21 protein-coding genes are annotated in these 15,815 nt (G+C 63.1%); 15 read left to right on the top strand and 6 right to left on the bottom strand.

All coding sequences use genetic code 11. The annotated features are described in order from the left end of the window. Positions 1 to 3 precede the first annotated feature (3 nt). Genes SPHV1_RS09040 through SPHV1_RS09030 form a run of 3 tightly spaced genes read right to left on the bottom strand, consistent with a single transcriptional unit; the run spans position 4 to position 2,449 of the window. Positions 4 to 885, bottom strand: a complete 882-nt coding sequence (locus tag SPHV1_RS09040) for a hypothetical protein (RefSeq protein ID WP_156367292.1) — start codon at positions 883 to 885, stop codon at positions 4 to 6. Between the two features lie 44 nt (positions 886 to 929). Beyond that, on the bottom strand, positions 930 to 1,559 hold the full coding sequence (locus tag SPHV1_RS09035) for a phage tail protein I (RefSeq protein ID WP_054945699.1): 630 nt from the start codon (positions 1,557 to 1,559) through the stop codon (positions 930 to 932). Then, positions 1,556 to 2,449 (bottom strand): baseplate J/gp47 family protein, encoded by an 894-nt coding sequence (locus SPHV1_RS09030; protein ID WP_054945698.1) that lies wholly within the window; start codon positions 2,447 to 2,449, stop codon positions 1,556 to 1,558. Before SPHV1_RS09030 ends, SPHV1_RS09035 begins: the two co-directional genes overlap by 4 nt. A gap of 114 nt (positions 2,450 to 2,563) precedes the next feature. Between SPHV1_RS09030 and SPHV1_RS09025 the strand changes: the two genes are divergently transcribed. The 9 genes from SPHV1_RS09025 (at position 2,564) to SPHV1_RS08990 (ending at position 8,805) form a co-directional block, all read left to right on the top strand. Then, a complete protein-coding gene (locus tag SPHV1_RS09025) occupies positions 2,564 to 3,100 on the top strand; it encodes a phage baseplate assembly protein V (protein ID WP_082430925.1) in 537 nt (178 codons plus the stop codon). Beyond that, complete coding sequence (locus tag SPHV1_RS09020) at positions 3,097 to 3,459, top strand: GPW/gp25 family protein (protein WP_054945696.1); 363 nt, start codon at positions 3,097 to 3,099, stop codon at positions 3,457 to 3,459. The genes SPHV1_RS09025 and SPHV1_RS09020 overlap by 4 nt, the downstream gene beginning before the upstream one ends. Positions 3,460 to 3,469: 10 nt before the next feature. Next, entirely contained in the window at positions 3,470 to 4,594 is a 1,125-nt protein-coding gene (locus SPHV1_RS09015; protein ID WP_054945695.1) for a phage tail sheath subtilisin-like domain-containing protein, read from the top strand. 39 nt (positions 4,595 to 4,633) lie between these two features. Next, on the top strand, positions 4,634 to 5,143 hold the full coding sequence (locus tag SPHV1_RS09010) for a phage major tail tube protein (RefSeq protein ID WP_054945694.1): 510 nt from the start codon (positions 4,634 to 4,636) through the stop codon (positions 5,141 to 5,143). Positions 5,144 to 5,226: 83 nt separating this feature from the next. After that, positions 5,227 to 5,559 carry a phage tail assembly protein gene (locus SPHV1_RS09005; protein WP_054945693.1) on the top strand — a complete coding sequence of 111 codons (333 nt, stop codon included), beginning with the start codon at positions 5,227 to 5,229 and terminating at the stop codon, positions 5,557 to 5,559. After that, positions 5,556 to 5,696, top strand: a complete 141-nt coding sequence (locus tag SPHV1_RS25970) for a GpE family phage tail protein (protein WP_369817887.1) — start codon at positions 5,556 to 5,558, stop codon at positions 5,694 to 5,696. Before SPHV1_RS09005 ends, SPHV1_RS25970 begins: the two co-directional genes overlap by 4 nt. A 6-nt stretch (positions 5,697 to 5,702) precedes the next feature. Continuing rightward, entirely contained in the window at positions 5,703 to 7,409 is a 1,707-nt protein-coding gene (locus SPHV1_RS09000) for a hypothetical protein (RefSeq protein WP_054945692.1), read from the top strand. Then, the gene (locus tag SPHV1_RS08995) at positions 7,409 to 7,783 is read left to right on the top strand and encodes a phage tail protein (RefSeq protein WP_054945691.1); all 375 of its coding nucleotides are present in this window, start codon (positions 7,409 to 7,411) and stop codon (positions 7,781 to 7,783) included. Before SPHV1_RS09000 ends, SPHV1_RS08995 begins: the two co-directional genes overlap by 1 nt. After that, the gene (locus SPHV1_RS08990) at positions 7,783 to 8,805 is read left to right on the top strand and encodes a contractile injection system protein, VgrG/Pvc8 family (protein ID WP_054945690.1); all 1,023 of its coding nucleotides are present in this window, start codon (positions 7,783 to 7,785) and stop codon (positions 8,803 to 8,805) included. Before SPHV1_RS08995 ends, SPHV1_RS08990 begins: the two co-directional genes overlap by 1 nt. A 165-nt stretch (positions 8,806 to 8,970) precedes the next feature. Here the strand turns inward: SPHV1_RS08990 and SPHV1_RS08985 are convergent, their stop codons facing one another. From SPHV1_RS08985 to SPHV1_RS08975, 3 genes are all read right to left on the bottom strand, one after another. After that, complete coding sequence (locus SPHV1_RS08985) at positions 8,971 to 9,672, bottom strand: class I SAM-dependent methyltransferase (protein ID WP_054945689.1); 702 nt, start codon at positions 9,670 to 9,672, stop codon at positions 8,971 to 8,973. Between the two features lie 229 nt (positions 9,673 to 9,901). Continuing rightward, positions 9,902 to 10,321 carry an HIRAN domain-containing protein gene (locus SPHV1_RS08980; protein ID WP_156367291.1) on the bottom strand — a complete coding sequence of 140 codons (420 nt, stop codon included), beginning with the start codon at positions 10,319 to 10,321 and terminating at the stop codon, positions 9,902 to 9,904. A 4-nt stretch (positions 10,322 to 10,325) separates the two neighbouring features. Then, positions 10,326 to 10,997 (bottom strand): S24 family peptidase, encoded by a 672-nt coding sequence (locus SPHV1_RS08975; RefSeq protein WP_054945687.1) that lies wholly within the window; start codon positions 10,995 to 10,997, stop codon positions 10,326 to 10,328. A gap of 83 nt (positions 10,998 to 11,080) precedes the next feature. On the opposite strand from SPHV1_RS08975, the gene SPHV1_RS24365 reads away from it, so the two are divergent. The 6 genes from SPHV1_RS24365 to SPHV1_RS08945 all read left to right on the top strand — a co-directional run bounded on the left by SPHV1_RS24365 (position 11,081) and on the right by SPHV1_RS08945 (position 15,810). Next, positions 11,081 to 11,428 carry a YdaS family helix-turn-helix protein gene (locus tag SPHV1_RS24365; protein WP_082430914.1) on the top strand — a complete coding sequence of 116 codons (348 nt, stop codon included), beginning with the start codon at positions 11,081 to 11,083 and terminating at the stop codon, positions 11,426 to 11,428. Further along, positions 11,425 to 11,901, top strand: coding sequence for a hypothetical protein (locus tag SPHV1_RS08965; protein WP_054945685.1), 477 nt, complete (start codon positions 11,425 to 11,427; stop codon positions 11,899 to 11,901). Before SPHV1_RS24365 ends, SPHV1_RS08965 begins: the two co-directional genes overlap by 4 nt. Positions 11,902 to 11,904: 3 nt before the next feature. Then, entirely contained in the window at positions 11,905 to 12,297 is a 393-nt protein-coding gene (locus SPHV1_RS08960; protein ID WP_082430913.1) for an ogr/Delta-like zinc finger family protein, read from the top strand. Positions 12,298 to 12,389: 92 nt separating this feature from the next. Further along, positions 12,390 to 15,113 carry a toprim domain-containing protein gene (locus SPHV1_RS08955; RefSeq protein ID WP_054945683.1) on the top strand — a complete coding sequence of 908 codons (2,724 nt, stop codon included), beginning with the start codon at positions 12,390 to 12,392 and terminating at the stop codon, positions 15,111 to 15,113. Then, a complete protein-coding gene (locus tag SPHV1_RS08950; RefSeq protein ID WP_054945682.1) occupies positions 15,113 to 15,619 on the top strand; it encodes a hypothetical protein in 507 nt (168 codons plus the stop codon). The genes SPHV1_RS08955 and SPHV1_RS08950 overlap by 1 nt, the downstream gene beginning before the upstream one ends. Next, positions 15,619 to 15,810, top strand: coding sequence for a hypothetical protein (locus SPHV1_RS08945; protein ID WP_054945681.1), 192 nt, complete (start codon positions 15,619 to 15,621; stop codon positions 15,808 to 15,810). The genes SPHV1_RS08950 and SPHV1_RS08945 overlap by 1 nt, the downstream gene beginning before the upstream one ends. The last annotated feature ends 5 nt before the right edge of the window (positions 15,811 to 15,815 follow it).

Genomic DNA, 15,815 nt, shown 5'->3' with positions numbered 1-15,815 from the left:
GCGCTATGATGCCAATCCGATTGCAATCCAGTGGAGAGTGAGAACGCCCGAGGTTCCGTTTGTAAGGTTGCACTCAATGAGCGATGCGGCACCAGCAGCCGGATAAGCGCGGATCGTTTCGGACGAATTCACGTCCGTTGTCCCGCCGCCCTGGAAGACGCCGTAGCAGATCGAAAATGGAGCCTCGAAACTGTCGGTGGTCGCCGTCTTCGCCGCGACATCCTTCTTTCCCCAGTTCACGCGGAAAGTCTGGCCCAATGCGGGAACCGGGATGTCGAGATGACCCTTCGCGGCGAACGTCGCGGTACTGGCCTGGGCGTCGATCGCGTCCGACAAGGTGCTGTCATCCGCTTCCCTCGTGACCGCTTCGGCGGCAATGGCGGCGCTGATCGGGGCAAGCAGGGCATCAAGCCGCACGCCCAGTTTGGCCGGGGTGACGATCTTTTCATCATCCGCCTGAGCATCGACTTCATCCTGGGTGGCGATCTCGGCTACGCCTCGGGTCTCCTCCGTGGCGGGTGGCCATGTGAATATCGCGTCGCCGAAAGCGATGCTGCCGGCGAAGTCCGACGCAAAGACGATATCTTGCACAAATAGCGCGAAGGCCAGACCAGCCTTTGTCTGAACCGGCGTTTCCTGCGTGTAGGCAGCAAAGAGCGTACCGTCATCCAGGTACAGCGCGAAGCCGGTAGCTTCCCACACCTCAGCAGAGGTGTCGTAAGCGGTCAGATGAACAATGTTCGGTGCAGCGGCAAGACCGGACTGGATATCCAAACGCTTGAATTCGCCTGGCAGGGCCGTGAGCGTGGGCGCAAAGTCGAAGGGCGTAGCCGTCAGCCCCAGCTCAGCGATGACGGTAGGGTCGGATCCGGATGCGGCCTGCACGGCAGCGAGGCCCGCGTCGGTAAGCTGCAGGACAAGCGGGTCCATCAGGCAGTCTCCAGGTAATCGGCCCCGTCCTCGGTCAGGATCGGCTCACCGTCTTCGGTCTGCAGGACGAGCGACCAGTCCCGGCTTGTGTCATGTTCTGCGTGGTAGTCAGCGCGGTGAAGCGATCCGGCCATTCCGCCGGCGGCCATGTAGATCTTTGCCTGCGCTTCCAGGGACTGCACGAAATCGAAGTGCGCGCGTAGCGGCTTGGCCGCGGCGACGTCGCGAATGATGGCGTCAGCCGTCTCCGGTGTCAGAAAATCGACAGGAATCTCGAGCGAATTCGCACGTACCTCGAACGTGTGTGGTTCGCGGGCCGGGCTTGTCTCCCACCATTCGACAATGGAGAGCAGTGGATGGAACCGGGCGAGAACCTGCTCGACCGCAGCGCGCGTACCCTTGATCTGGTGAAAGGGGATCGCCCCGGCCACGGCAGCACGCTTTTCCGCTTCCGTCCAGGTCGTGTCCCAATGGCTGATTGCCAATCCCCACGCGAGGAAGGGCAGGTCTTGGGCAGGGCAGGTTGCCGGATCCCAGCTCCTGCCGACCTTCGACAGATCGATCTTCGCGAGCATGGCCTCTTCAAGCGCACGCTCAGCCGCCGTGGCGTTGGTGGGAAGCAGGCTCACAGTTCGGTCCCCGCGATCGAGACGGTGACGGACGTCGGATTGCCGACCTGCGAGGAGGAAATCGGTATATCGGCCAGAGGCTGGATCAGTTCGACGCGCTGGACGTTGCCGACGTGAAGCGCGGCGATCAGCGCCGAGCGGGCGATGTCGCGGTCCAGTTTGCGTACCTCAGCCAGATGCGCGTCAAGCGCATCCTGCGCGGTCTGCAGGATCAGCGCCTGGTCGGGACCGGCAAAGACGTAGAGCTGCGCCTCGATCGGGAAGTCAACCAGCTCGGCCGCCTGCACCGTGACATGGTCGGTAAGCGGGCGGACGTCGCCCTGCAGCACGGTATCCACCGCCTCGAGCACCTCGGCCGAGGGGACGCCATCACCGCTGCGCGCCATCACGGTCACGACCACTTCGCCAGGCGTGGGCGAAACGGCAGTGGCATCGCCCACGTCGCCATGGGCCGAACGGGCATGATAGACGTAGGCCAGTTCGGGACCGGCCACCGAGAAGCTATGCGGGGCAAGCTGGATGCGCTGGCGAAAGGCACTGTCGCTTTCCATGACGGCGGCCTCGGTCTCGGTCGCCTCAGTGATCGTGAGGCGCGGGACATCGTAAAGCGCTGCCAGCTGATCGAGGTTGCTGCCCTTGGCAAACGCCAGCAGCATCCCGCGCGCGGCATCGTTGCAGGCCTGGGCCAGCACCAGCTCATCGTAGCTGTCCGCCTCGAGCAACTTCATCGCCGGGTCGCTCTCCAACAGTGCGGAGAACGCCGGGTACTGCGCTATCAGGCTCGCCAGCTTGGCGGCAAAGCGCGTCTCGAAGCTGGGCTGATCGACCAGCGTCGGCGCGGGCAGCACCGATAGATCGACGGCGGGGGAGGAAGCGATGGATCCGACCATGGGGCAAGCTATCGGCCAGCCCACGGCTATTCTGCCACCCGTGCGCGTTGTGAAAGCGGCGTCCTACAACCCCAGCGGGTGGCGGGTTTTCTCGGCATCGGCATTTTCGCTGCCATGCGAACCCCACAGGACACGCCTACCGATCCCGACGCGCTGCTGCGCTATGTGACGATCGCCTCGGTCGACCTTGCCGCCGCGCGCTGCACGGTCACGATCGATGAAGGCGTGGAAAGCCCTCCCCTGCCCTGGCTGGCGCCGCGCATGGGCGAGATCAGCGCCTGGCTGCCGCCGAGCGTGGGCGAGCAGGCCCTCCTGCTCTGCCCCGGCGGCGAGATCGGCGCGGGCATCATCGTGGGCGCCCTGCCCAGCACTGCCAACCCTGCGCCGATCGACGAACCGGTCGCTTTGATCCGCTTCAAGGACGGCGCGAGCCTCTCCTACGATCCCGATGCGCACGAGCTGCTGCTGCAGCTGCCTTCGGGCGCCACCACTGTCCTCGCCTCCGATGGAGGGATCGACGTGATCGGCGACATCAATCTCACCGGCAAGCTCACCGCCAGCGATGATGTAGTCGCGGGCGGGATAAGCCTGACCGGCCACAAGCACGCCGGAGTCCAGTCGGGCGCCAGCCAGTCCGGAACGCCAGTATGAGCGGCGAAAGTCTGACCGGCATGGCCCGCGATACAGGCGCTGCGCTTTCGGGCGACGAGCACCTGGTGCAGTCGATCGGCGACATTCTCACGACCCCGATCGGCAGCCGCGCGATGCGCCGCGACTATGGCTGCCTGCTCTTCGACCTGCTCGACCGACCTACCAACCGCGCCACCCTGCTCCTTTGCACCATGGCGATCGCCACCGCCCTTTCCCGCTGGGAACCACGCATCGCGGTCAAGCAGGTCACCTTCGACGGCGACCTCTTCTCCGGACAGGCCAATGTCCTGATCACCGGCAACCGCACTGACGTTGCCGGAAACGCTCTCACCCGCCTGACCATCCCGCTCACCCGATAGGAGCCGCACCATGCACGGCATCAAGACCAACATCCTTACCACCGGCACCCGCGCGATCGCGGCCCTCGCCAGCGGCGTGATCGGCCTCATCGCCACCGCCGACGACGCGGACGCCGTGACCTTCCCGCTCGACACACCGGTCCTCATCACCGACCTGCGCGCTGCACTGGCGAAAGCCGGGACCACCGGCACGCTGCTCGCCGCGCTGGAAGCGATCTACGACCAGGTCAGCCCGTACATGATCGTCGTGCGCGTGGCCGAGGACGATCTCGACCAGGACACGGCCGTCATCGGCAACGCCGGAACCTACACCGGCCTCTATGCCCTGCTCGCGGCCGAAGCTCAGACCGGCTATCGCCCACGCGTGATCGGCGCGCCCGGCCTCGATACGCAGGCCGTCACCACCGCGCTTGCCACGGTCGCAAAGAAGCTGCGCGGCCGCGTATATGCCGCAGGCGTCGGCGATGCGATTGCGGATGTCGTCACCTACCGCGAGAACTTCGCGGCCCGGGAACTGACCCTGATCTGGCCGAACTGGTCGAACGCCTTTGCGGGCGATGCCGTCGCCCGCGCGCTCGGCCTGCGCGCCCAGATCGACGAGGATACGGGCTGGCACAAGTCGCTCAGCAACGTCGCGGTGAACGGCGTCACCGGGATTTCGGAGAGCCTGTTCTTCGATATCCAGGACGAGACCACCGACGTCGCCGCGCTCAATGATGCTGACATCGTCACGCTGGTCCGCTCGCCCGCCGGTGGCTTCGTTTACTGGGGCAACCGCACCTGTTCGGACGAACCGCTCTTCGCCTTCGAGCCTGCCGTGCGCACCTCGCAGATCCTGCAGGACGAGATCGCCCAGGGCCTCGTCTGGGCCAGCGACAAGCCGCTGACCAAGTTCCTGGTCAAGGACGTGATCGACACGATCAACGCGCGCGTCCGCAGCCTGGTCACCGCCGGGCGCCTGATCGGCGGCAGGGCATGGTTCGATCCGGCCCTCAACTCCGACGCCGATCTCGCTGCCGGCAAGCTGGTGATCGACTACGAGTTCACCCCTGCCGCTCCGCTGGAGGGCCTGACGCTCAATCAGCGCATCACCGACAAGTACTACGCCGACCTCGCCGCCGAACTGGCTGCCTGATCGCCCCCCGCCTGAAGACGGATCCGCAGGAGAAAGACAATGGGTTTCCCCTCCAAGCTCAAGAACATGAACCTCTTCGGCAATGGCGAGAGCTATCTCGGCGTTGCAGGCGAAGTGACTCTCCCCAAGCTCACCTTGAAGCTCGAGGAATGGCGAGGCGGCGGCATGCTCGGCCCGGCGCCGATCGACCAGGGCCTCGACAAGCTCGAGCTGGAATTCAAGGTCGGCGGCATCCTTGCCGGTGCCTTCCGCCAGTTCGGCGCGCCGGGCTATGCCGCCCAGCAGAACCGCTTTGCCGGGGCCTACCAGGACGACAACACCGGAGCCGTGGTCGCCCTCGAAACGGTCACGCGCGGCAAGATCTCCGAGATCGACATGGGCACCGCGAAGCCGGGTGACGACACCGAGCATACCTTCAAGGTCACCTGCACTTACTACAAGCTGACCGTCGATGGCGTGGACTGGATCGAGATCGACTTCGTCGCCGGTGTCTTCACCGTCTTCGGGGTCGACCGCTACGCCGAGATCCGTGCCGCCATCGGCACGTAAGCCCTCTTCCTCCCGGTGGTCTGGCGGGCACACCGGGAGGAAGAACCCCTGCCCGCACCCACTGATAAATAAGGACGCCCGCCATGGCTGAGACCGATATCCCCGAACCGAAAACGCCCCAGACCGTCACCATCACGCTCTCCGAACCGATCTCCCGTAAGGGCGGCGACATTACCGAGCTGACCCTGCGCAAGCCCAGGACTGGCGAACTGCGCGGCCTTAAGGTCGAGGATCTCTTCGCTACCGACGTCAACGCGCTGATGCTTCTCATTCCGCGCATCAGCAGCCCTGCCCTGATCGGCGACGAAGTCGGCCAGCTCGAGACCGAGGACCTGATCGAGGTCGCAGGCACGGTGAAGGGTTTTTTTATGACGGCGGCGATGAAGGCGGCGGTGGCCAAAGCGTTCGGGGGCTGACGGAAGAGCTGATCGCGAACGTTGCTGCGATCTTCCATTGGCCGCTCTCCGAGCTGCTCGCGATGGATCTTGAAGAACTGATCATGTGGAGCGGCCTCGCGATCGAGCGCTGGAACACGATGAACCGCGTGGAGTGACACGACATGGCCGACAACAAGCTCAACCTCTTCGTGAAGTTCACGGGCGTCGACAAGCTCTCAGGGTCGATCAAGAACATCATCGGCACCAGCAAAGGGGCCACGCGCTCAATGCGCGACATGCGCAAGGAAGTGAAGGAGAACGAGAAGGAGCTGGCGCGCGTGCGCAAGCTGCTCTCGTCAGGCTCCACCAGCTACGGCCTTGTCATTGCTGAGCGCTCGCTGTCCGACGCGATCGCCAATACCAATCGGGAGATCGACAAGCAGAAGGCCAAGCTCGAGCGGATCAGCAATATCCAGACCCGCGCCTCGAAGGTCGCATCGGCCGCGGGCAAGGCTGGTGCGATCATGTCAGTCGGCATCACCGCGCCAGTCGTCGCGCTCACCGGCTCGATCGGCAATCTCGCCCAGCGATCGAAGGAACTGCAGAACGCGGCCGCCGTCGCCGGCACCACCTTCGACGCCTTCCAGCGCGGTGCCTACGCGGCCCGCACGGTCGGCATCGAGTTCGACAAGTACGGCGACATCCTCAAGGACACGCAGGACAAGATCGGCGACTTCAAGGCGACGGGCGGCGGCGAAGTCGCGGACTTCTTCAAGAACATCGCGCCCAAGGTAGGCGTAACCACAGACAGCTTCGCCAAGCTCTCCGGAGCGCAATCGCTGCAGCTCTACTACGATTCCTTGGTGAAGGCCGGGGTCAGCCAGAAGGAAATGGTCTTCTATCTTGAAGCCATCGGCGATGAGGCCAGCGCCCTTGCACCGCTTCTGGCGAACAACGGCGCGGCGATGAAGGAGATGGGCGCGAACGCGGCCGTCATCAGCGAAGGCGACGCAGCCGGCCTCAAGGAATATGCCGATGCGCAGATCCAGCTCGGCAACGCGACCCAGAAGCTGCAGATCGCGCTCGCCAAATCCGGCTTGCTGGATGTGATGATCATGCTGGCCGAAAAGGGCACGGCGGCGGCCCAGTGGTTCGGTTCGCTATCGCCCGGGGTCCAGAAGTTCACCGTCGTGCTAGGCATGATCGCTGCCGTCGCAGGCCCGGTCCTGATCTTCTTCGGTGCCATCGCCTCGGCAATCGCCACCCTTGCCCCCATTCTCGGTGTCGTGGCCGGTGCCTTCGCGGCCGTACCCATCGCGATCGCGCTGGGCGTCGCCGCGATCGCCGCGCTCGGCTACCAGATCTACGCCCACTGGGACACGATCGTGCAGAAGTTCGACGAAGGCGTGGCAAACGTCAAAGGCATCTTCAACGCCTTGCCCGACTGGCTGAAGAACGTCGGATCGATGATGATGCAGGGCCTGCTCATGTCGCTCAACCCTGCCCTCCTGGTCGCCAAGCTGATCGGCATCGCCAAATCGGGTGTCACAGCGTTCAAGAACTACTTTGGCATCAAGAGCCCTTCGCGCCTGTTCATGGAAATGGGCGGGCACATCAACGACGGGCTCGGCATCGGTATAGAGCGCGGTCAGGGCAGGCCCATGCGGGCGGTGGGCAAGATGGCCGGTGCAGTGGCGGGTGCGGGCGCCCTCGCCTTCTCGCCCCCCGCCTCGGCCCGCACGCCAGCCCCTGCCGCCACAGGGAAGGTCGAGATCCATGTCCACCAGCAACCCGGCGAAGACTCCGAGGCGCTCGCCCGGCGCCTCCTCGACCTGGTCGAAAGGGCCAAGGCGCAAAAGGACCTGCGCAGCTACGGGGATGAATTCTGATGCTCGCCGCACTTGGCATGTTCGTCTTCGAAACCAACTCGCTGCTGCCCGATCGTATCGGCCGCGATCGTGACTGGCGCCATGAACGCACGCCGCGCTTCGGCGCGCGCGCGGCCAGCCAATTCACCGGCCCGGGTGAGGACCGGATCACCCTTGCCGGCATGCTCGTGCCGGAAATCGCGGGATCCTACTCGGCAATCGAGAAGATTGCGGAAATGGCCGACGCGGGAGAGGCCTGGCAGCTCGCCGACGGCAGCGGCAAGATCTACGGCACCTACACAATCGAGCGGCTGAGCGAGGACAAATCCAACCTGATCGACGACGGCCGCCCGCGCCAAACCGGCTTCACGATCGAACTCTCGCTGGTCAGCTGATGGCCGGATCCAGCTACATGCAGGCCAAGGCCGCGTGGAAGGTTACGCTCTCCGGCGAAGACCTGACCGACAAGCTCTCCCCGCGTCTGATCTCGCTGCGCCTGTCGGAACGGAACGGCGAAGAGGCTGATGAGCTGGAGATCGTTCTGCACGACACGGACGGCAAGGTCGCTATCCCGCCCGAAGGGGCGGTCCTGCGGGTCCAGCTGGGCTGGGAGCGCGGCAGCGAAGTGACGCCGGGCCTCGTCGAAAAGGGCAGCTTCACCGTCGATGAGGTAAACTGCAGCGGCCCTCCCGATATCATCTCGATCCGCGCACGCTCGGCCGACCTGAAGAACAGCTTCCGTAACCGGCGCAACAAGACCTGGGCGGACACGACGATCGGCGTCATCGTCACCGAGATTGCCGGGAGGCACAGCCTCACCCCCCGCTGCCATGCGGACCTGTCAGGCAAAGCGATCGTGGCGGCCGAGCAGGGCAACAAGAGCGACATGCAGTTCCTGCGCGACCTTGCCCGTCGCCATGATGCGACCGCCACTGTGAAAGCCGGCGCGCTCATCTTCACCCCGATCGGCGCGGCGACCACGGCCACGGGGGCAACGATCCCCGCATCGACAATCACCCGGGGGCAATGCTCGAGCCACTCCTGGCGTCGGGCCGCGCGCGAAAAGGAACAAGACGGCGTCGAAGCCCAGTGGCATGACAAGGACGGCGCAACGCGTAGGACGGTCAGTACCGGCGGACCGAACCGAAAGCGGCTCAAAAAGGTGTACGGCAGTGAGGCTGACGCCAAAGCCGCAGCAGAAGCCGAATCGAAGCGTCTCAAGCGCGCGGCCGCGAATCTGGATCTGACGCTCGCCTATGGCGATCCCCGCTTGGCACCGGGCGTGAAGATCACAGTGTCGGGCTTCAAGGCAGGGATTGATGGCACGCAATGGCTTATCACTAGTGCCGATCACGACATGGGCGATCGCGGCCTAATGACTAGAATTTCAATGGAAACAGCCGGCAAGGCTGAATGACACCGCCGGGGGAGGGATCCAACAGCACCCCCCCTGGGGCCGGGGTAAAAATCCATCAACTCAACGTCGGCTAGGCTGGAAAAATCGACATATTCCTGCGCATCGACTTCTCGAATTGAGGGCCTTTCACCCCTGCCTTGAGCACGCGAAATTTGACTACGCCGCCTAAGCCGCGGGCGGAAAAGCTGCATCTGCGGAGTCTGGCGTTAGCACTTCGCGATTTTTGTACTTGGCCTTTAGTCGAAGCATCCAGGCTTTCTTGCAATCGTCTATAACGAGGTTTTTTTCGCCCCAGAAATACACACTGTCATACACAATGGGCTTGGTCCATTTCTCCGTCAGCCTTTCAAGGCTGACCTCGCCGCGTTTGATCAGCACGTCTGGCGCTTTGGCCCGAGCATGAGCATATGCGGTTTGAGCAAAGGCTGAAAACCAACGCTGCGCACCCGCTGAAATGCCACTACTGATTTCGGTGAAATCTTGCATCAAAATGCGAATACCTTCTCGCGTCCAACGCTGGAAGTCGAAAGGATGCCCGTGCTCGCTCTGCAAGAACGGCACTTCGACCCATATATTGCCGCCGGGTTTTAAAACTCGGTGCATTTCGAAAACGGCCAGGTCGGGATAAGGAACATGTTCCAGAACCGCGTTGCAGACGATGCAATCAACTGTCCCGTCATCAAGCGGCAGATCCATAATATCCCAGTTATGATCAATAATCGTAGATTTATCGAATAAATCTATCGCGATCCAATCTGGACCAAACTTTGCGCCGCGCGCCCCAACTTGAATTTTTACGTCGTTTTGCTTTGTAATATGCCCGAACTTAGTTCGCTCGATGTCTCGCAATCTCTTGAAATCTTGCATGCCTAATCTTTGCACTCCTTACGAGCCTAATCCGATCTTAATATTCGCTATGCATTTGGCGGGCTTTACCTGTGAACACACCACAACCGCCAAGAATTTCCGCTACGGCAAGAGCAGAAGTGGTCGCAATTGGAAGTCTCAAGCTAATCCCTCCAGAATGGGTTTGCGCGACCCTCGTTTGGAGACGCAGAACATCGCAGTTAAATTCCTGCAAGGCTGGTCCGCTATCTCAATCGTCTGGCCAGACTTCATCGGGATAGAAGTCAGGATCGGCATCGACCCCTCCCGGTTCATTCCTGTCTGAGACGTCAACCGGCTCCTCGACCGAAACAATGGGAACCTCACCGTCAAAAGCTATGCGGATCCAAGCTCCGAATTGCGCCTGGCGTTGGAACACGGCCTGCACCTCCCGGCCTTCCCGGATTAGTTGGCCGATGCGCCCACAGCGCTCGGCTGTCAGATAACCGATCTGGACGCCCCGGCAGGAAAACACTGCGACCGCCCGCTGGTCGAATGTATTTGTCGGTTCGGGGATCAGGTCGATCGGCTCGCCGGGTTCGCACATCAGGATTTCGAACTGACGGTTCGAATTGTCGGCGTTGAGGTGCCGCGCGCCGACAACGGCGAGGGACATGGCAGGCAAACTCACTTGCTTACATCCTGCGCCCGATCCAGATCACACGACCGATCACGCGCAGCTCGTCTTCGTAGGCCTCGATCGGCGACACATTCACATTGTCGCTCAAAAGCTGGAACACTCCGCTTGCAAGTCGGCGCACACGCTTGATCGAGACCAGGTCACCATAACCCAGCGCCCAGATGCGATCCTGCTTCGTGATGATACGGTCTGCCCGGTTCACGACGACATCGTCGTCGTCAAGGATCGTCGGCATCATCGAATCGCCGTCGCCACGCGTCAGAAACACGTCTGCAGGAGCAGGAGATCCGCGTGTGATACGATCGAGCCAGTCGGTTCGATATGGCACGAGGCTGGACGTGACATGGCCATCCACGAAACTCCCGCCGCCCAGCGCAAAGTGCAGGTCTATCTCGGGAATCAGCGTCATGCCGAGCTGTTCGGCGATCATCTGTGGCGTTGGAGCTGGCAGCGCGCCTTCAGAGGGATCGTCAGTCTCCCCCGTCAGGTAGGCCGCTGTTGTTCCGAGTTCCTTCGCAATCTTGTGAAGATGGCTAGAACCACCGGATCCACGCTTAATCAAGTTGCTGATCGCTGGCTGCGTGATCCCAACGCGGCGCGCAAGCTCGGTTTGCGACAGGCCCGTCGCTTCAAGTCGTTCGAGAATGCGAATGCCGAGTTCAGCCACGGCGGGACCCTATAACCAAAGGAATAACTGTCCACCAAAGTTTCGTGATTGACCAACTATAACATTGGTGATACTTCGCTGTTATGGACACAGCACCAACACCGTTCGAAGCTCTCCAAAAAGCCGTAGAGGCCGCAGGATCACAATCCGAACTCGCGCGAATCTGCGGCGTTTCTCAGCCAGCCATCTGGAAATGGCTGCAGAGTTCAAAGCGCATGCCCGCTGAATTTGTCCTGCGTGTCGAGGCCGCAATCGGCATTTCCCGTCATGATCTCCGCCCCGACATTTACCCAATTGACCTGCCCCCTGCACCTCAATCGCGTTGGTCCGGCGTCGATCATCGCGCCGCCCCCCGGTTCGTAGGGGCCGACCGCCGCCCCCGATACGGCAATCAACATTCTGATTTGGACAGCGCGGGAGCAGCCCGATGACCAAGATTCGTCGCCCCCTTACTCCGTACCGCGCCCTCTCCCGGATCGCCGATCTCTTGGGATGGGACGGCTGCGCAGAGGTGATCGAGAAGTCCGAATGGTCCGTCCGCAAGTTCAGCGACCCGGATGCGGGTCGCGAAATCAGCCTGCAGGATGCCATTCGCCTCGACGCTGCCTTTCGCCGCGCCGGCGGCAAAGGCGCGCCCTTGTTCGAGTGCTATGCCGCGCGCCTGGAGCTGATGACCGATTCCAACGTCGATCATGCGGCGCTGCTGCTCGATTTCTCAGGTAAGGCCGCGAAGGAAACGGGCGAGGCCATTTCGGCAGCGCTTGAGGCCGCCGCAAACTCCAGGAACCCCGCCACCCGCATGCGTGCCATCACGGAGGTCGAGGAAGGCATGGAGGCCCTCCAGGCGCTTCACGTTCGCCTTAGCATGATGGGCACGGCAAACGGCGCTGCAGAGGAAGCCTGATCGATGCCTTTGGGGGGAAACTTGCAGGCTCAGCCACCAAATACGCAGCCGATCGTCGCCGATGGCGATGCCGGCCGCTTCGCTCCGCTCTACTGCCCGCACTGCACGGCGCGTGGCCTGATCCGCTCCAGCAAGCAGGTCACCGGCCAGCACCGCGACATGTACTACCAGTGCAGCAACATTGCCTGCGGTCATACCTGGCATGCCTCGCTGTCATACGATTACGGGATCGTCCCCAGCGCGATCCCCGACCCCCGCGTGAACCTGCCGCTGCGGCAAATGACCCGCCAGCAGGCCCTAGACGCCATGCGCGAACGGGATCCGGATCAACCGGACATGTTCGACGCCAATCCGGATCCGCCACCAGAAGCGAACAACGAGAATATCGCAGGCTGACCTAGCCCGCCCTCAATGCCCGCCAGCACCGAACCCGAAGCCGGACGCGATTCCGGACGCGCCCCCCCTTTGCCTGAAAGCTCTCATTTTCCATGCGTGACGACATCCGCTCAGAGGTCCTGACCAACATCAAGCGCGACTACGGCTTCGGCGAGCCGCGCGGTGATTGGCTACAGAAGGGCCGCTGCCCCCAGTGCAACAAGAAGGAGCTGTTCACCTCGGCCAGCAAGCCGTGGGTGCTGCGCTGCGGCCGCGCCAACCGCTGCGGATGGGAAGGCGAGGTCAAGGAACTCTACCCCGAGATTTTCGACAACTGGTCGAACCGGCATCAGGTCACCGAACAGAACCCTAACGCTGCCGCCGATGCCTACCTCTCCCATGCGCGCGGACTTGACCTGCGCCTGCTGCGCGGCAGCTACACGCAGGAGAACTACTTCGATCGCCAGCGCAGCATCGGCAGCGCAACGGTCCGCTTCGATCTGCCCGGCGGCAGCTGGTGGGAACGCCTGATCGACCAGCCCGGCCGGTTCGACAAGAAGGCCCGCTTCAAGTTCGGTGCGTCCTATTCCGGCCAGGTCTGGCAGCACCCCGCAAACTCGATCGACGAGCTGGCCGCCGCCAAAGAAATCTGGATCGCCGAGGGCATCTTCGATGCTTGCGCCCTTGCGCAGGCCTTCCGGGGCGATGAGCTGAAGGACGCAGGCCTAGCCGCTGTGTCGGCGATGTCGGTCAACAACTATCCCGACAAGTTCCTCGATGCCCTGCGCAAGGCCATCGCCAATGGCGCGTACCCGACGCACCAGCCCCGCCTGATCTTCGCCTTCGATGTGGGCAAGGCCGGGACCGACTACACCCGCAAGTACGTGAAGCGGGCGCGCGACGAAGGCTGGACAGCATCGGCAGCGCAGCCCCGGCCCGAGGGAGAGGACGACAAGCTCGACTGGAACAACCTGCTCGTGCGCGAGCGGCTGACCGCCAAGCACCTCGACGACTATCGCAGCCACGGCAAGATTCTGGTCGCAGGAGACGCCTTCGAAAAGGCGTGGATGCTCTGGCAGCGCAAGCAGTCCAACAGCTTTCCCCTTACCTTCAACTCGGAAATTTACTGGGCCACCTTCAGCCCGAAGAAGCTGGACGAGATCGTCGCCGAGCTTCGCGAAAATCAGGAATGGTCCGACCGCCCCATGGAGGAGCTTCGGGCCGAAGCAGCCGAGCAGGCTGGCGCCATAGAGCGGATCTGCAATGCCAGCTTCCGCACTCTCTATTTCCAGCGCAACCCCGCGACCAACGAGAACGCCTATTACTTGCGCGTCGACTTCCCGGTCGATCGCCCGGCGGTGAAAGCCGATTTCAGCGGCGGCACGATGACCTCGGCCGGTGACTTCAAGAAGCGCATGATGTCGGTCGCCGCAGGCGCGCTGTGGCGCGGAACGACCGATCAGCTGGACCGCCTGGTCGAACAGCAGACCCGTCGCATCAAGACGGTCGAGACGCTCGAATTCACCGGCTACGACCGCAAGCGCGACGTCTATGTCCTGGGCGACTTCGCTGTGCGCCGTGGCCGCGTCATCCGGCTCAACGACGAGGACTTCTTCGACTTCGGCGACTGCGCCCTGAAGCTCGCCACGACCGAACGCCTGCTCGAGATCGAATACGACGCGCAAGTCGTGCCGACCGATTGGTTCCCGATCGTGATCGAGGCCTTCGACATGAATGGCCTGGTCGTGGTCGCCTACTGGATGATGACGCTCTTCGCCGAGCAGATCCGCGCCGAGACCAAAAGCTTCCCCTTCCTCGAAGGCACCGGCCTGCCCGGCACCGGCAAGTCCACCCTCCTCGAATTCATGTGGAAGGCCTCGGGACGCGAGAACTACGAAGGCTTCGACCCTACCAAGGCGACCACCGCCGCGATCGCACGCAACTTCGGCAAGGTGTCCAACCTGCCGGTCGTCCTGATCGAGGGCGACCGCGCCGAAGGCGTCCCTCACTCCAAGCGCTTCGAATGGGAAGAGCTGAAGAGCCTCTACAATGGCCGCGCCACCCGCAGCCGGGGCGTGAAGAACGGCGGCATGGAGACATTCGAGCCGCTCTTCCGTGGCTCGATCATCATCGCCCAGAACGATCCCGTCAGCGCCAGCCCGGCAGTGCTGGAACGCATCATGTCGCTCCACTTCGACAAGTCGCGCTTCTCACCCGAAACGCGCGCGGCGGCAGAGAAGCTTGAACGCTGGCCGGTTGAAGAACTCTCGGGCTTCCTGCTCCACGCCCTGCGCCGCGAAGCCGATTTTCTGAAGATCTGGCGCGAGTGTTATAGCCGCTACTTCGACGAGCTGCAGAACGCCACCGGCGTCAACAACATCCGCCTGCTGCGCAATCATGCCCAGCTCGCGGCAGCGCTCACCGCGATGCGCTGCATCCTGCCTGTCAGCGACGGTCTGCACCGCGCTGGCCTCGAATACATCGCCGAGATGACCAAGACGCGCCAGCGCCTCGTTTCCAGCGAGCATCCGGTGGTCGAGAAGTTCTGGCAGATCTTCGACTACCTGCAGGAAACGGAAACCGAATCGCAGGCCACGGATCGTCCGATCAACAACAGCCGCAAGCCGGAAACCGAGATCGCGATCAGCCTGCCGCAGTTCTTCGAGCGGTGCCGCGAACGCGGCCAGACCCCGCCTACCGAGGACGAGCTGCGCCGCCATCTGAAGACGAGCAAGACACGCAAGTTCGTCGCGCAGAAGACGGTCAACAACCCGAAGGGCAAGCACCTCTATTGCTGGGTCTTCACGCGCCCTGTCACCGAACAGGCGGTGATCTGATGCGCGCGCATGATCCCTTCGAACCCGTTGTCATCTGGCAAAGCCCCGACTGGCGGCCAGATGGCAGCGAGGACGCACCGGCCTCCCGTCATGACTGGGACGAACTGCTCGAGCAGTGCCGCTCTGCCGTGGCTCGCCGCGAACGGGCCTATCCGCAGCTCGTGCGCGACGGTCGCATGGAAGCTGCCGACGCGCGCCGCGATCTCGACGCGTGGCTCCAGCTCGCCGCTGAATGGCACTGGATCATCAGCGGCGAAGGCGAAGCCCCCGGCCTACATACCCTCGCCAACCGCATCGCTGCCGTTCGCCTCGCAACAGAACGCCTCGAGGGCGAACTGGCGCGCGGCCGGCGCACCGAAGCCAACCTCTACCAGCACCAGCTGCTACGCGCCCTCGCCTGGCACCTTGGCGACGGCACCGCGCAGCCGGCCATCCACCACACCGCCCGTCTCAACCACGCCTGGCGCGCCGATCAGGCCGCCAGCGCCATGAGGAGTGCCGCCTGATGTCCAAGATCATCATCCACCCCCAGCACTGTAGCTGCGAATGCTGCGCGCCCAACCACCCGGACAGGCCCCGCTACCCCGGCGCCTTCAGCTTCGCAGTCCTGGTCGCGATCGCGACGGCCGGATGGATCGCCCTTTTCTGGGCCGCCAGCGCGCTGCCCGACCTCCTCACCACCTGGACGGCCATCTGACGGCC

This window comes from Novosphingobium sp. KN65.2 (genome assembly GCF_001368935.1).
Classification (GTDB): Bacteria; Pseudomonadota; Alphaproteobacteria; order Sphingomonadales; family Sphingomonadaceae; genus Novosphingobium; species Novosphingobium mathurense.
The sequence above is the reverse complement of the archived record's forward strand: the minus strand, read 5'-3'. Positions and strand labels throughout refer to the sequence as shown.

Excerpts from the sequence above, each read along its gene's own strand:
- SPHV1_RS09010 (WP_054945694.1), top strand. The coding sequence starts at position 4,634 with ATGGGTTTCCCCTCCAAGCTCAAGAACATGAACCTCTTCGGCAATGGC.
- SPHV1_RS08985 (WP_054945689.1), bottom strand. The coding sequence starts at position 9,672 with ATGCAAGATTTCAAGAGATTGCGAGACATCGAGCGAACTAAGTTCGGG.
- SPHV1_RS08950 (WP_054945682.1), top strand. The coding sequence starts at position 15,113 with ATGCGCGCGCATGATCCCTTCGAACCCGTTGTCATCTGGCAAAGCCCC.
- SPHV1_RS08990 (WP_054945690.1), top strand. The coding sequence starts at position 7,783 with ATGGCCGGATCCAGCTACATGCAGGCCAAGGCCGCGTGGAAGGTTACG.
- SPHV1_RS09030 (WP_054945698.1), bottom strand. The coding sequence starts at position 2,449 with ATGGTCGGATCCATCGCTTCCTCCCCCGCCGTCGATCTATCGGTGCTG.
- SPHV1_RS08965 (WP_054945685.1), top strand. The coding sequence starts at position 11,425 with ATGACCAAGATTCGTCGCCCCCTTACTCCGTACCGCGCCCTCTCCCGG.
- SPHV1_RS09005 (WP_054945693.1), top strand. The coding sequence starts at position 5,227 with ATGGCTGAGACCGATATCCCCGAACCGAAAACGCCCCAGACCGTCACC.
- SPHV1_RS08995 (WP_054945691.1), top strand. The coding sequence starts at position 7,409 with ATGCTCGCCGCACTTGGCATGTTCGTCTTCGAAACCAACTCGCTGCTG.
- SPHV1_RS08960 (WP_082430913.1), top strand. The coding sequence starts at position 11,905 with ATGCCTTTGGGGGGAAACTTGCAGGCTCAGCCACCAAATACGCAGCCG.
- SPHV1_RS08955 (WP_054945683.1), top strand. The coding sequence starts at position 12,390 with ATGCGTGACGACATCCGCTCAGAGGTCCTGACCAACATCAAGCGCGAC.
- SPHV1_RS09015 (WP_054945695.1), top strand. The coding sequence starts at position 3,470 with ATGCACGGCATCAAGACCAACATCCTTACCACCGGCACCCGCGCGATC.
- SPHV1_RS09025 (WP_082430925.1), top strand. The coding sequence starts at position 2,564 with ATGCGAACCCCACAGGACACGCCTACCGATCCCGACGCGCTGCTGCGC.
- SPHV1_RS24365 (WP_082430914.1), top strand. The coding sequence starts at position 11,081 with ATGGACACAGCACCAACACCGTTCGAAGCTCTCCAAAAAGCCGTAGAG.
- SPHV1_RS08945 (WP_054945681.1), top strand. The coding sequence starts at position 15,619 with ATGTCCAAGATCATCATCCACCCCCAGCACTGTAGCTGCGAATGCTGC.
- SPHV1_RS09000 (WP_054945692.1), top strand. The coding sequence starts at position 5,703 with ATGGCCGACAACAAGCTCAACCTCTTCGTGAAGTTCACGGGCGTCGAC.
- SPHV1_RS09020 (WP_054945696.1), top strand. The coding sequence starts at position 3,097 with ATGAGCGGCGAAAGTCTGACCGGCATGGCCCGCGATACAGGCGCTGCG.